General features: G+C 30.2%; 13 protein-coding genes. 7 read left to right on the top strand and 6 right to left on the bottom strand.

Translation table 11 applies throughout. The features are described from left to right. Positions 1-9: 9 nt before the first annotated feature. Positions 10-1437, top strand: coding sequence for an ATP-dependent protease ATPase subunit HslU (gene hslU / locus QPK35_RS02895; protein ID WP_290033970.1), 1428 nt, complete (start codon positions 10-12; stop codon positions 1435-1437). 22 nt (positions 1438-1459) lie between these two features. After that, on the top strand, positions 1460-2335 hold the full coding sequence (locus QPK35_RS02900) for an aldose 1-epimerase family protein (protein WP_290033971.1): 876 nt from the start codon (positions 1460-1462) through the stop codon (positions 2333-2335). Positions 2336-2379: 44 nt separating this feature from the next. On the opposite strand, the gene plsY is transcribed toward QPK35_RS02900, so the two are convergent. Continuing rightward, on the bottom strand, positions 2380-3003 hold the full coding sequence (gene plsY, locus QPK35_RS02905; RefSeq protein ID WP_290033972.1) for a glycerol-3-phosphate 1-O-acyltransferase PlsY: 624 nt from the start codon (positions 3001-3003) through the stop codon (positions 2380-2382). A gap of 205 nt (positions 3004-3208) precedes the next feature. Here plsY and parE point away from each other — a divergent pair, with 205 nt between their 5' ends. The 3 genes from parE (at position 3209) to QPK35_RS02920 (ending at position 8611) form a co-directional block, all read left to right on the top strand. After that, entirely contained in the window at positions 3209-5218 is a 2010-nt protein-coding gene (gene parE / locus QPK35_RS02910; RefSeq protein WP_290033973.1) for a DNA topoisomerase IV subunit B, read from the top strand. A 49-nt stretch (positions 5219-5267) separates the two neighbouring features. Further along, on the top strand, positions 5268-7694 hold the full coding sequence (gene parC, locus QPK35_RS02915; protein ID WP_290033974.1) for a DNA topoisomerase IV subunit A: 2427 nt from the start codon (positions 5268-5270) through the stop codon (positions 7692-7694). Positions 7695-7855: 161 nt separating this feature from the next. Beyond that, positions 7856-8611 (top strand): LytR/AlgR family response regulator transcription factor, encoded by a 756-nt coding sequence (locus QPK35_RS02920; RefSeq protein ID WP_290033975.1) that lies wholly within the window; start codon positions 7856-7858, stop codon positions 8609-8611. A 40-nt stretch (positions 8612-8651) separates the two neighbouring features. Here QPK35_RS02920 and QPK35_RS02925 read toward each other — a convergent pair whose 3' ends face one another. The 3 genes from QPK35_RS02925 to QPK35_RS02935 form a co-directional block, all read right to left on the bottom strand. Then, the gene (locus QPK35_RS02925) at positions 8652-9041 is read right to left on the bottom strand and encodes a hypothetical protein (protein WP_290033976.1); all 390 of its coding nucleotides are present in this window, start codon (positions 9039-9041) and stop codon (positions 8652-8654) included. A 110-nt stretch (positions 9042-9151) separates the two neighbouring features. Beyond that, entirely contained in the window at positions 9152-10006 is an 855-nt protein-coding gene (locus tag QPK35_RS02930) for an MBL fold metallo-hydrolase (protein WP_290033977.1), read from the bottom strand. A 79-nt stretch (positions 10007-10085) separates the two neighbouring features. After that, complete coding sequence (locus QPK35_RS02935; RefSeq protein ID WP_290033978.1) at positions 10086-10859, bottom strand: sulfite exporter TauE/SafE family protein; 774 nt, start codon at positions 10857-10859, stop codon at positions 10086-10088. Between the two features lie 265 nt (positions 10860-11124). Here QPK35_RS02935 and QPK35_RS02940 point away from each other — a divergent pair, with 265 nt between their 5' ends. Then, positions 11125-12564, top strand: coding sequence for a basic amino acid/polyamine antiporter (locus QPK35_RS02940; protein WP_290033979.1), 1440 nt, complete (start codon positions 11125-11127; stop codon positions 12562-12564). 34 nt (positions 12565-12598) lie between these two features. Here the strand turns inward: QPK35_RS02940 and dhaM are convergent, their stop codons facing one another. Together dhaM and QPK35_RS02950 are read right to left on the bottom strand one after the other, a co-directional pair. After that, positions 12599-12970 (bottom strand): dihydroxyacetone kinase phosphoryl donor subunit DhaM, encoded by a 372-nt coding sequence (dhaM, locus tag QPK35_RS02945; RefSeq protein WP_290033980.1) that lies wholly within the window; start codon positions 12968-12970, stop codon positions 12599-12601. Position 12971: 1 nt separating this feature from the next. Next, positions 12972-13529 (bottom strand): hypothetical protein, encoded by a 558-nt coding sequence (locus tag QPK35_RS02950; protein WP_290033981.1) that lies wholly within the window; start codon positions 13527-13529, stop codon positions 12972-12974. Positions 13530-13719: 190 nt separating this feature from the next. On the opposite strand from QPK35_RS02950, the gene recO reads away from it, so the two are divergent. Further along, positions 13720-14508: a DNA repair protein RecO gene (gene recO, locus QPK35_RS02955; protein WP_290033982.1), complete on the top strand. Its 789-nt coding sequence runs from the start codon at positions 13720-13722 to the stop codon at positions 14506-14508.

A 14508-nucleotide genomic window follows, 5' to 3' on the forward strand; every position in this document is an offset into this window, starting at 1 on the left:
GGAACTAGAATGAATAACAATGAAAAAACACCTCGTCAAATTGTAGAGGAATTAGATAAATATATTATTGGGCAAAATAAAGCAAAAAAATCTGTTGCAATTGCATTACGTAACCGTTATCGTCGGATGCAATTAAATAAAGATATGCAAGAAGAAATTAAGCCTAAAAACCTATTGATGATTGGACCTACAGGTGTTGGTAAAACTGAAATTGCTCGTCGACTAGCCAAAATAGTAAATGCACCATTTGTTAAAGTGGAAGCAACTAAATTTACTGAAGTTGGATATGTAGGTCGTGACGTGGAATCAATGGTACGTGATTTAGTGGAAGTTTCATATAATATGGAACAAAAAGAAATGTACGCACGAGTACGTTCACAAGCAGTTCAACGTGCAAATGAACGTTTAGTAAAGGTATTAGTTCCTGTACAAAAGAAAAAAGACAAGAATAATAATGTTAATAATCAATTTGATTTTATGAAATTAATGCAGGATATCCAACAAGGTGCATTATCTGAAATGCAAAATCCAGCTCAAGAAGAACCAGTTGATGATGAAACACGCAATAAGCGTATGAGCATCAAAGAAAAGCTTGAAAATGGATTCTTGGAAAATGAAGAAATTACAATTGAAATGGATGATCCAAAGCAACAATTAAGTAATGAATCAGGAATGCTTGAACAAATGGGCTTAGATTTAAGCGATTTAAGTTCAATGATGCCTAAGCGCAAAGTCAAGAGAACATTACCTGTAAAAGAAGCGCGGGAAGTATTTATCAGAGAAGAATCAGAAAAATTAGTTGAATCAGAAGATATTGCGGTTGCAGCGATAAAGCGTGCTGAAAACTCAGGTATTATTTTTATTGATGAAATTGATAAAATTGCATCAAATGGAAAACAAAGCAGTGGTAATGGTCAAGTTTCACGTGAAGGTGTACAACGTGATATTTTACCAATTGTTGAAGGATCACAAATTAAAACAAAATATGGCATGGTAAACACCGATCATATTTTATTTATTGGTTCTGGTGCTTTTGCAGAAAGTAAACCAAGTGATTTAATCGCTGAATTACAAGGTCGTTTCCCAATTCGTGTAGAATTAGATGAATTGAAAAAAGATGATTTTGTTAAGATTTTAACTGAACCAAAAAATGCTTTAATTAAGCAATATATTGCAATGATTGGAACAGATAATATTGAAGTTACATTTACAATGGAAGCAATTGAAAAAATTGCAGAAATTGCATACAAAGTAAATCATGAAAATGAAAATATTGGTGCAAGACGTTTACACACTATTTTAGAAAAATTATTAGAAGATTTACTTTTTGAAGGTCCTGATATGCAAATGGGTGAAATTACAATTACTGAAGCATATGTTGAGGATAAAATTGGATCAATTGCAGCCAACAAAGACTTATCACGTTATATTCTCTAATATGAATTAAGGAAGTGTAAATATGGCAATAACGATTCAAAGTCAAGAAGCTAGTGCAACAATTAATGAACATGGAGCAGAACTTGTTAGCTTTATTGATAAAAAAACTGGTCAAGAATATATGTGGAGTGCTGATAGCAAATATTGGGGACGGCATGCGCCTGTACTTTTCCCAATTGTAGGGCGCTTAAAAGATGATACATATTTTGTTGATGGACAAGAATATCATATGAGTCAACATGGTTTTGCTAGAGATATGGATTTTGAAATAGTAAATTCAAAAGAAAACTATGTAGTGCTTGAATTACACTCTTCAAAAGAAACGAAAAAAATGTACCCTTATGATTTTATTTTAAGATTAATTTTTGAATTAAATGGAGAAAGCTTAAGAGTTTCATATGAGGTTGAGAATCCTAGTGAAGAAGAAATTTGGTTTGGTATAGGTGGGCATCCCGCATTTAAGGTGCCAATGAATTCGGATAAATTTTATGACGATTATACAGTAAAATTAACGCCAAAAGCTAATCGAAATATTATTCCATTAAAAGGTTCTTATGCAGATATAAATCATTTGAAAGAAGAAAGAACATCTGAATTAGCAGTAAGTCATGATCTTTTTAAAGATGATGCAATTATCCTAGATTTAGGAGAAGAACCTACAACTGTAGAATTAACAGATAATAATTCAGATCATGGAGTGGTACTAGCTGTCTCAGATGCGAAGTATTTGGGAGTATGGTCATGCTATCCAAAAGAAGGTCAGTTTGTTTGTTTGGAACCATGGTGGGGATTAGCAGATACTACAGATAGTGATTTAGACTTTAAACATAAATTTGCAAGCAATCAACTTGCACCACATGAAATTTTTAAAGCTAATTATGAAATCTCTATTTTTTAAATATGGATATTAAAAAAGCGACTGAATATTCAGTCGCTTTTTAATTAGTTATTTTTTTTACGTTGTTTTAGCCAGTATACAATACCAAAAGGTACCATATTTTCTTTACCATTTTTAATACGTTCAATGTTTTTCCAATGACGAATAAATACAAAGATAGTAAGACCAAATGATACACCGATTAAAACGGGATCATGGAAGAAAAATGCTACAATTGTTACTACAACAAAACCAACCATACTTCCCATGCTAACCATACTTGTAATGAAAATAGTTATAATGAAAATAAGCCATGCAAGCAAAAAGAACTTCCAATTATAAACTAATAATGCACCAGCACTCGTAGCAACAGCTTTTCCACCTTTAAAGCCTGCAAAAATAGGAAATACATGACCAAAAATTGCTGAAAGAGCAATTAAAAGTGGATTTGCATTTGAATGGAAAAAGTAAGGTAACAATGCAGCTAATGTTCCTTTTAATGAATCCATTAAAAGAACAATAATTCCGGCTTTTTTACCTAAAACACGAAATGTATTGGTAGTACCCATATTTCCACTACCGAATTTTCGAATATCTTTTCCATAAAAGATTTTGCCGATTAATACGCCAGAAGGAATTGAACCTAAAAGATATCCAATAACTAACATGACAGGAATTTTCCAACTCATGAAAGTAGACCTCCTTATCAAAACTCTTTTAAAATTTTATCACTTATTTAATATGTCTTCAATTATATTTTATTCGTAGAATTTATTTAGATGTGATATAATTCTAGAACGTATGTTTCAAAATTTGAAAAAGACTTTGTAGTTCGATATATTATTAAATAACGATAACTAATGAAATTATTATTAGTAGAAAGGTTACAACACAATGGCACAGAATAATTATGGTGATGATTCAATTCAAGTATTAAAGGGACTTGAAGCTGTTCGTAAACGTCCTGGTATGTATATTGGATCAACTGATTCACGTGGTTTACATCATTTAGTATATGAAATAGTTGATAATGCAGTGGATGAAGCATTATCTGGATATGGAAAAGAGATCGATGTAACAATTCATCCAGATGAATCAATAACAGTTGCGGATTATGGTCGTGGAATGCCAGTCGGAATGCATGAAATGGGGATCCCAACTGTTGAAGTAATATTTACAGTGTTACATGCTGGTGGTAAATTTGGCCAGGGTGAGTATAAGACTTCTGGTGGATTACATGGTGTTGGTGCATCTGTAGTTAATGCTTTATCAGAAAAATTAACAGTTAATACAGTTCGTGATGGGATTGAATATGAAGAAGATTTTATTAATGGTGGGCAACCAGTTGGCACACTACGTAAAATCGGTAAAACAACTAAAAGAAGTGGTACTACAGTAACCTTTAAGCCGGATCCTAAGATTTTTTCAACTACACACTTTAAATATGATACACTTGCAGAGCGTTTAAGAGAATCAGCCTTCTTGCTTAAGGGAGTTAAAATTACCTTAACAGATGAACGAGATGGTGGCGAACAAGATATTTTCCACTTTGAAGAAGGAATTAAAGAATTTGTTTCATATTTAAATGAAGATAAAGATACATTAGGTGATGTAATGTATTTTGAAGGCAGTAAAAATGGTGTTGAAGTAGAAGTTGCTGCCCAATATAATGATGGATATTCAGAAACGATAATGTCATTTGTTAATAATGTTCGTACTAAAGATGGTGGAACTCATGAAGCAGGAATGAAAACTGCTTGGACAAAAGCTTTTAATGAATATGGGCGTAAAGTTGGACTTTTAAAAGAGCGTTCCAAGAATTTAGATGGAAATGATGTACGGGAAGGATTAGCGGCAATCGTTTCTGTTCGAATTCCCGAAGAACTTCTTCAATTTGAAGGTCAAACTAAAGGAAAATTAGGGACACCTGAAGCACGTTCAATTGTTGATAGTGTTGTAAGTGAACAATTGCAATATTATTTAATGGAAAATGGTGAATTTGCTCAAGATTTAGTTCGCAAAGCAATGAAAGCTCGCGATGCACGAGAAGCAGCAAGAAAAGCTCGTGATGAAAGTCGTAATGGTAAAAAACGTAGAAAGAAAGATCAATTACTTTCAGGTAAGTTAACTCCAGCACAATCTAAAAATGCTCGCAAAAATGAACTTTTCTTAGTCGAAGGAGATTCTGCTGGTGGTTCTGCAAAACAAGGTCGTGATCGTAAATTTCAAGCAATTCTTCCATTACGTGGAAAAGTACTAAATACTGAAAAAGCTAAATTGCAAGATATTATGAAGAATGAAGAAATTAATACAATGATTTACACAATTGGTGCCGGAGTTGGTGTCGATTTTAAAATTGAAGATGCTAACTATGATAAAGTTATTATTATGACTGATGCGGATACTGATGGTGCTCACATTCAGACATTACTTTTAACATTCTTTTACAAATATATGAGACCATTAATTAATGCTGGTCGAGTATATATTGCATTACCACCATTGTATAAAGTACAAAAGAAAGTAAACAAAAAACTTAAAGTGTCATATGCATGGACTGAAGCTGAATTAGAAAAAGAAACTAAAAAGTTTGGTAAGGGTTATACTTTACAACGGTTTAAAGGTTTAGGTGAAATGAATGCTGACCAGCTTTGGGAAACAACAATGAATCCGGAAACAAGAACTTTGGTTCGTGTAAAAATTGACGATGATGCAGTTGCTGAAAAGCGTGTAACAACATTAATGGGTGATAAAGTTGAACCTCGTCGAAAATGGATTGAAAAAAATGTTAAGTTTTCACTTGAAGAAGATGGAAGTTTGTTGGATACAGTTGCAGCTGAGGGAGCACACGGATCAATCAATGATGAAGATTTAAAAAGATATGAAGAAGAAACGTTGTTTTAACAACAATTAGATATGATTTTTTTGTTTAACTTTAATAAGGAGAATTAAAATGACCACAAGTAATATTCAAGAACTTTCACTTGAAGCTGTAATGGGTGAAAGATTTGGTAGATACTCCAAATATATTATTCAAGAACGTGCTTTACCGGATATTCGAGATGGACTAAAACCGGTTCAACGTAGAATTCTATTTGCAATGAATGAGGACGGTAACACATTTGATAAAGCTTTTCGAAAATCAGCTAAATCAGTTGGGAATGTTATGGGTAATTTGCACCCTCATGGTGATTCTTCAATTTATGAAGCTTTAGTACGTTTAAGTCAAGATTGGAAATTACGTGAACCATTAATTGAAATGAATGGTAATAATGGATCAATGGATGGAGATCCTGCTGCTGCTATGCGTTATACTGAAGCAAGATTGTCAGAAATTGCATCCGAAATGTTAAAAGATATCAATAAAGATACTGTTGAAATGGTATTGAACTTTGATGATACACAATATGAACCTACTGTTTTGCCTGCGCGTTTTCCTAATTTGTTAGTTAATGGTGCAACCGGAATTTCAGCTGGGTATGCTACTGAAATTCCAACTCATAATTTATCAGAGACAATTCAGGCAACAATTTATTTAATGGATCATCCTGATGCAACTTTGGATGATTTAATGCAATTTGTAAAAGGTCCTGATTTTCCAACTCGAGGAATTGTACAGGGAATTGATGGAATCAAAAAAGCTTATAAAACAGGTCGTGGAAGAGTTGTTTTACGTTCTAAGACAGAAATAGAACATATTAAAGGTGGCAAACAACAAATTATTGTTACCGAAATTCCATATGAAGTAAACAAGTCAATTTTAGTTAAGAAGATTGATGAGATTCGTATTATGAAGAAAGTAGAGGGAATTGCGGAAGTTCGTGATGAAAGCGACCGTGAAGGACTTCGAATTGTAATCGAATTAAAACGTAATGCAGAAGCTCAAGGAATTTTAAATTACTTATTTAAAAATACCGATTTGCAAATTTTCTATAACTTTAACATGGTTGCAATTAATAATAAGCGTCCTGAACATGTTGGGTTAAAACAAATTCTATCAGCATATATTGAACATCAACGCGAAGTTACAAGTAAGAGAACTAAATTTGATTTAGATAAAGCATTAAGCAGAAAACACATTGTTGATGGGTTGATAAAGGCATTATCAATTTTAGATGATGTAATTTATGAAATCCGTCATTCTGAAAATAAAAAAGATGCCAAGGAAAATTTGATTAAAAAGTTTGATTTTACTGAAAAACAAGCCGAAGCAATTGTTTCTTTGCAACTCTACCGATTAACAAATACTGATGTAACTGCATTAGAGAGTGAAGCAGCAGAATTAAAGAAGCAAATTGAAACTTTCCAAAATATTTTAAATGATCCTCAAAAATTGGATGCAGTTATTAAAAAAGAACTAAAACAAGTTGAAAGTAAATATAAGACTGAACGAAGAACAAAGATTCAAGATGAAATTTCTGAATTAAAAATTGATACTAAAGTTACTGTTGCACAAGAAGATGTAATGGTATTAATTTCACGACATGGATATGTTAAAAGATCATCTATTCGTTCATTTAATGCATCCGGTGAAACAGATAATGGATTGCGTGATGAAGACCAAATTGTTTTCCAAGGTAAAGTAAATACTTTAAATCATATATTTATGTTTACCAATAAAGGAAATCTAATCTATCGTCCAGTTCATGAAATTTCAGAAATGCGTTGGAAAGATACTGGTGAACATTTATCACAAACAGTTGGTTTAGATGCGGACGAAATTGTTTTGAAAGTTAAAATCCTAAATTCATTAGATCAAGTTGGAAAATTTATTTTTGCAACTAAAGAGGGATTAATTAAACAGACAGAACTATCTGCATTAAAACCAGGACGTATGTATAAATCACGTGCAAGCCAATATATTAAACTAAAAACAGCAACTGACGAAGTTATAACAGTTGAATTTATTGAAGATAATTTAACACAAGTTTTAGCAATTACACATGGTGGTTATGGTCTTCGTTATAATTTATCAGATATTCCAACATCTGGTGCAAAAGCAGCAGGTGTAAAAAATATTGATTTACGAGATGATTATTTAACTGCAGTGAAATTAGTTAACGAAGAATCTGTTGTTGGAATTATCACTCATCGTGGTGCATTTAAACGGATGAAGGTAAATGAAATTCCGCTTACTACCAGAGCAAGACGTGGAGTACAAATTTTACGTGAACTTAAACGAAATCCGCATCGAGTTGCTTCAGCAGTAATTATTTCTGAAAATGATGAAATTCATATAATGACGGATCATAATGAGATTATTACAATTAATCCTGAAGATTACCCACTTAGTGATCGTTATTCTAATGGATCATTTGTTCTAGATGTTGAGAGTCAAGGAAATGTTCAATGGGTTGAAGTAAATAAAACAGTAGAATAATTTATATCTCATATGCTGGAATGCTTAATTTTAAGTGTGTTCCAGCATATTTTTTGTATAATAATCTAAAATATTTTTAAATTACTTTTAATTTTATTTTTGAAAATACTTATAGTTGTTATTATGTATATGGTTGAAATTTATATAAAGAGGAGTTAAAGATGAGATATCCAATTATATTATGTGAGGATAGTCCTCAGCAATTAGATAAACTTACTGAAACGATTCAAAATTATATACTGTTTCATGAAAATCAATTTAAATTAGAATATAGTTCAAATAATCCACACGACATTCAAAATTATATTGAAGAAAATGATATTCAGAAGGGGATCTATTTTCTAGATATTGATTTAAGTTCTGATATTAATGGAATAGATTTAGCTCAATGGATTCGTAATTATGATGTAATGGCTAAAATTATTTTTGTTACAACTCATACTGAAATGGCACCATTGACTTTGAAACGTCAAGTTGAAGCTTTAGGTTTCATTACTAAAGATGAGTACGAACAAATGAGAGATGAAATTTTTCAAAATTTAAAATTAGCATATCAAAGAATGGAACAAACTGCATTAGAAGATGAAAGTGCAAAAACGCTTGCTTTTAAAATAGGTTCTGAAACATTAAATTTTGAAGTTAAGGATATTATCTTAATTGAATCATCGGATAGGGCACATCGAGTTAAATTAATTACAAAGAATGGAGAATTTGAGTTTTTTAATAATTTAAATAAGTTAGAAGAACAAACAAAATTTTTAAAAGTATCACGTTCGCTATTAATTAATCTTCAAAATATTCAAAAAGTTGATTATAAATTGAGAGTAATTTATTTTGTTAATAATTGTCAACGTCCTTTTTCTTTAAGCAAAGTGAAGGTTTTAAAGAAGGCACTTCAAGATAAAAATGAAATCTAATAAAAAAACTATATGATTTAAAATCATATAGTTTTTTTGTTTATTCAAATTCTTTTAGAATGTCTTTAATATCTTTAACGACTTTCTTTTGTTCAAGATAACTTTTTACTTTAGAATCGTCATCATCTAAGTTAGCTAAGTTTTTGTCTAAATCATCAATTTTCTTGACGATGTGAGTAACAGCTTTATCTTGTTCCTTGATTAATTTATCAACGGCTTTTTCGCTTGCTTCTTCAGCTTTTTCTTTTGTTTTATCAACAGCTTTTTCTTCACGAATAATACTACGAATTTCATGAAGTGCTTTTTCTTGTTCTATGAAATGTTTTGCTTTACTTTCAGTATCTTCCATACGTTCCAAATCAGCATTTAATTTAATAATCCGTTTATTAATTCTGTTTAATAAAGAATTTTCTTTCTTTGAATAATCCATAGTTTGATCTCCTCTATATAAATTGTAATTTATATTACAAATATATTATATATAAATTGCGCAAAATATGATAATTAAAACACTTGATATATGACATTATTAATATAAACTTAATGTTTTTGCTTTATAAAACTATATAATTCGGATAAATAGAAATAATCAGGAACTTTTAATGCTTTAGGAAACATTATTGCTTTTATTTCTGAATAACTTAAAGTGGATGGCAAAGTTAGTAATTGAGCATGGTGTTTCTTAAGCGCCTTTATATTTTTATTTATAATTTGAACTCCTTTTTGAAATTCTAGTGTTGTGCCATGTCCAGGACAGATTTTATTGATATTATTCATTTTTTTTATTTTAGATAAACTTTCCAAAAAATCAAATGCTTGTTTTTTTTGTATTTTTTTTGTTTTTGGATTTATATCAAGTAAATTATTGAAATATATACCTTTTAAAATCAAGTCTCCAGTAAATAACATATCTTGTATGTGAATGACAGAATCTGATGAGGAATGTCCACACATCGAGTTAACAATAAATGGGATATCTGATATTGGATATATTTTATAGTTATTAATATAAGGACAGTATCTACTTGAGAGGTGTTCTATTAATTCTTTTTTTATCGTATTAGATAACTGCATATTATTGACGTTATTTCGAATATCATTTAGATACTGTTTAGAGCCATAATATTTAATTGCTTTATCACAAAATAAAGGGATAGAGTGAGGGAGCATCTTTAATAAACCTATATGATCTGTATGATGATGTGTTAAAATAATTCCGTTTAAATTTGTTAAAGTTAGATCGTAATTAGATAAAACTTTTTTTAATAAAATTAGACTTTTAGTATTTGCTGGGCCGGCATCAATTAAAAATTTTTGCTTAGGTAATAAATATACATTCACAGCAGGGGCATGAGGATTTGATTGAGGTAATGAAATTTTAATTACATTTGACATTAACTTTTCCTCTCTTTGATAATTATATTAATATAAAAATCCTATCAAAAATATTGATAGGATTTAGTCTTTTTATTGTTTATACAAATGCTTGGATTAACATAATAATACCAATAATAATAAAGAAGATATCTAATACTTTTGATAAGACCTTATCATTAATTTTATTGGCATATTTTGATCCAAGAATTCCACCAATTACAGCACCAATAGATAATAGAATACCAAAAAGAAAATCAATATGTCCATGACGGAAATATCCGATATCTGATGATAATGCTGTTATCGCCATAATTAAAGTAGAAGTTCCTACCGCCATATGCATAGGGTAACCGAGAATAATGATAAGTGCAAGTAAGATCATTACACCACCACCTGCACCAAAAATACCACTAATAATTCCAATTGCAATTCCAATCAATATTGCACTGAGAATCTCAGTCCATTGATGTTTGAACTTAATTCTTTTTCGTTCGGTGGTTTGTTTTTTAGAACGATGGAGTTCATTGATTCCAGAAAAAATTAACAGGATTCCGAATAGTCCAGATAATGTTACTCCTTTTGTAGCATTTGCAATACTAGCACCAAATTGTGCACCTATAACCGAAGCTACTGCTATCCAAAGTCCTGATTTTAATTCAACATGGCCTTTTCGGTAGTAATTATATGAGACAACAATTGAAGTAATTACATCTACAAACAAACTCGTTCCAATCGCAGTATGAACATTAACATGGAATAACATTGAAAGTGCAGGAACGATTAAAGTAACTGCACTAGCACCAACCAAACTAGTGATTACGCCGGTAATAGTACCAATTAAAATTAATATTCCATATAGAAAATAAATCATAGACTCATCCCTTAATTTAATATATAACAGCATATATTATAGTATATGTTTCAAAAAAATAATATTTATAATAGCTAATAATAAAATTTCATTTTCATTTTATCTAATAACTGGTATAATTGAAAACATATTTTTATAAAGTAAAGGACGTGAATGTAAAATGAAATATCTTAAAAAACATGAAATAGAAAAATTGGTCAAGTCCCATCGACATTCACGTGTAGCAGTTTTTCAGTATTTTATAAAAATAGAAAGAGTGGGATAAATGACTAAACAGAAAGAAAAATTAGGATTATTTGGATTAGCAGCAATTGTATTAAACGCAATGATTGGTGGAGGTATTTTTGATTTGCCTAAGAATATGGCAACTAATGCTGGAGCTAAAGCTCAAATCATTGCTTGGATTATTGTTGGTATTGGGATGTGGTTTGTTACATCCATGTTTTTAAAACTTTCAGAATTAAAACCTAATTTAACAACCGGATTATATAAATATGGTGAAGCAGGTTTTGGAAAATTTACAGGTTTTTTTGTTTCATGGGGATACTGGATTTGTGAATGTTTCTCTAACATTGCGTTTGCAGTTTTACTAATGAGTACACTAGATTATTTCTTTCCTGGAAAGTTTACAGGAGGAAATAATTGGCCTTCTGTAATTCTATCAAGTATTATATTATGGACAATGACTTTTGTTATTAGTAAGGGAATTAGACAAGCGAGTTGGCTAAATATTGCAGGTACAATTGGAAGACTAACTGTGATTTTCATCTTTATTGGTGTACTTGCAGTTCACTTTAAATGGGTAACATTTACAACGAATTTTAATGCAGTTCATTCAATGACTAGTGTAGGTGATCCTGGACTTGGTAGTGTGCCTGCACAAGTATTAAAAACAATGCCAGTTGTATTATGGGTATTTGGTGGAATTGAAGGTGCAGTAGTACTTTCTGATTATGCTAAATCTCAAAAAGAAGTAAAAAGAGCCACGGCATTAGGTTACTTTACATGTTTGATTTTGTATGTATTAGTTTCACTATTACCATTAGGATTAGTTTCATATGGTGTAATTTCTAAAATGATTTCACCATCTTCAGCAGAAATTTTATCATTGGCATTACATAACCCAATTGGAAAAATGATTATGGCAATTGGATTGATTGTTTCAGTATTTTCAAGTTGGTTGACATGGACAATGATGTTAGCTGAAATGCCATATGCAGCAGCAAAAGATGGAGCATTTCCAAAAGTATTCGCGAAAAAGAGTAAGAATGAAGTACCAATTTTCTCATTGGTTTGTGCAACTGTTATTATGCAAATTATTATATTAGTAGCACACTTTGCAAATAATGCTTTTGAAATGGCATATACAATTGTTGCTACAATGACAGTGCCTCCATATTTGATTAGTGCAATGTATTTAATTAAGATCTCTTATAATAAGGATAATTATCCTGGTAAAACAGGAAGAATTAGTGCGTTGATTACGGGAATATTAGCTTCTATTTATATCCTTATTATGGGTGTATCCGCTGGATTACAATATATAACTATTTCATTTATTATATATGCAGTTGGTATTCCAGTGTTTATTAAAGCTCGTAAAGAACAGAGTGATAATCAACCAATTTTTACAAAAATCGAAAAATATTTTGTAATTACTATTTTGATAGTTGCATTAGGTGGAATATTAATGCTTGTTAAATAGAAAAAGACGGGACATTTTGTCTCGTCTTTTTTTATTATAAATTAAAAGATAAAGGACTGATTTTTTCTTTAATTTCAGTTAAATTTTTTCCACTTGAAATTAAACTAGCAACAACGTATGAACTTTCAACTAGTGCAGAATCAAAAATATGAATTTTCTTATTTGATAATTCAGTAGCAAGTTCTAAATTTATTTTTGAACTGCCTATGTCATAAAAAGCTAATATTTCATCTGCAACATTAGCATCAATTGCATCACAAATTTTTTGTAAACTAGTTCCAATTACACCATCATCTGTACCACCAGCAAATGTAATCGGTGTTTTTGTTGAAATTTGATTAAGCATTTTTGCTACGCCATGTGCAATTTCAGGGACATGAGAAACAATTAAAATACCATATTTCATATTAAGCTTCCTCCGTCTCAAATAAACTTAAAAATATATATCCACTAACAATCACATTTGGACAAATGTGATTTAATTTTTCTTGATTTAGATAATCACTAATTTGATTCTTTTGGTCACTAACATTTTTAATTGTTTCATTAATTACTTTTGGAGATAATTCATTATTTTTAACAGTATTTGTAAGTAATAACCATATATCTTTCATCATTTTATTATTATCGGGAATACTTAAAGTTGCAGCATTTAATAATTCACCAATTTCTCTAGTATCTACACTTCTTTTAGACATTTGCAAAAATGCAGTTCCAAGTAGTGAACACAAAGGGTTATTTTCATTTGAAAAAATTATGCTTGTTTGATTTAGTGCACTTGTTAAATTATAATCATCATTACAATTTAAGTAATTTGTGATTTGATTCAATGCGTGTAGTAATTTATTACCACATTCTGGATCATTAAAATTATCTCCTAATCTATTTAGATATTCGATATGAGTATTTATTTTTTTATTTAAAATAGTCATCCATTTTGAAAATTCATCTAGTGTTAAGTCCATAGTATTCACTCCTTAATATACCAACCGCAATTTAGACTTGACTAATCAACATCTATTTTTATAGTATCATAGAAGCGTTTACAAGCTAAATAAAAAGGCTTAGATAAAAATGAAAAAAATAAGTGAAATAATTTGTCGATTGGAGTATATTTAAATACATTGAGATTTGATATGAAATGAAGGTGAACTCATGGCAAGTTTAATAGATGAAGAATTTGAGGGAATTGTATTTTCTCGGAAAAATTATCGTGAACGTGATATGTTAGTTACAATTCTAACTAATCGTTTTGGGTTCAAAACATTTTTTGTGCGTGGCGTACATAAACGAGGGTTTAAATTAGCATCCGCAATTCTTCCATTTACACATGGAAATTATATTGGAAGAATCAATGATAATGGATTGTCTTTTATTACCACTACTAGAGATGTTTCGCAATATCAACAAATCTCAAATGATATTGAATTAAACGCATATGCATCGTATATTTTAGGGCTAGCAAAGGAAGCATTCAGTGATCAAAGGAATAATTATTCTCAAATTTGGTTTGATCAAATTGAAAGTGCATTGAAGCTTATTGATGAAGGAATTAATCCATCAATTATAACTAATATTATTGAAGTTAAATTATTAGGATGTTTTGGTGTTCAACCAAATTGGCAAGGATGTTCAATTTGTGGACGTACAGATTTACCATTTGATTATTCTGAGATTTATGGAGGATTATTGTGTCAAAACCATTTTCATTTAGATGAGAATCGTCTTCATTTAAATCAAAGAACAATTTATTTTTTAAGAAAATTTAGTGTAATTGATTTAACTAAATTAAATTCTATTAATGTAAAAGATCAAACAGTATATAATTTACGACGTGCATTAGATGAAATATATAATAGTCAAGTTGGTGTATTTGTAAAAGCTAAAAAGTTTTTAGATCAAATGAATTCATGGAATATTACCTTAAAAGATAATGATCAATAA

Origin of the sequence: Ligilactobacillus cholophilus, assembly GCF_030389495.1 — a bacterium.
Classification (GTDB): Bacteria; Bacillota; Bacilli; order Lactobacillales; family Lactobacillaceae; genus Ligilactobacillus; species Ligilactobacillus cholophilus.

Excerpts from the sequence above, each read along its gene's own strand:
- hslU (WP_290033970.1), top strand. The coding sequence starts at position 10 with ATGAATAACAATGAAAAAACACCTCGTCAAATTGTAGAGGAATTAGAT.
- QPK35_RS02900 (WP_290033971.1), top strand. The coding sequence starts at position 1,460 with ATGGCAATAACGATTCAAAGTCAAGAAGCTAGTGCAACAATTAATGAA.
- plsY (WP_290033972.1), bottom strand. The coding sequence starts at position 3,003 with ATGAGTTGGAAAATTCCTGTCATGTTAGTTATTGGATATCTTTTAGGT.
- parE (WP_290033973.1), top strand. The coding sequence starts at position 3,209 with ATGGCACAGAATAATTATGGTGATGATTCAATTCAAGTATTAAAGGGA.
- parC (WP_290033974.1), top strand. The coding sequence starts at position 5,268 with ATGACCACAAGTAATATTCAAGAACTTTCACTTGAAGCTGTAATGGGT.
- QPK35_RS02920 (WP_290033975.1), top strand. The coding sequence starts at position 7,856 with ATGAGATATCCAATTATATTATGTGAGGATAGTCCTCAGCAATTAGAT.
- QPK35_RS02925 (WP_290033976.1), bottom strand. The coding sequence starts at position 9,041 with ATGGATTATTCAAAGAAAGAAAATTCTTTATTAAACAGAATTAATAAA.
- QPK35_RS02930 (WP_290033977.1), bottom strand. The coding sequence starts at position 10,006 with ATGTCAAATGTAATTAAAATTTCATTACCTCAATCAAATCCTCATGCC.
- QPK35_RS02935 (WP_290033978.1), bottom strand. The coding sequence starts at position 10,859 with ATGATTTATTTTCTATATGGAATATTAATTTTAATTGGTACTATTACC.
- QPK35_RS02940 (WP_290033979.1), top strand. The coding sequence starts at position 11,125 with ATGACTAAACAGAAAGAAAAATTAGGATTATTTGGATTAGCAGCAATT.
- dhaM (WP_290033980.1), bottom strand. The coding sequence starts at position 12,970 with ATGAAATATGGTATTTTAATTGTTTCTCATGTCCCTGAAATTGCACAT.
- QPK35_RS02950 (WP_290033981.1), bottom strand. The coding sequence starts at position 13,529 with ATGGACTTAACACTAGATGAATTTTCAAAATGGATGACTATTTTAAAT.
- recO (WP_290033982.1), top strand. The coding sequence starts at position 13,720 with ATGGCAAGTTTAATAGATGAAGAATTTGAGGGAATTGTATTTTCTCGG.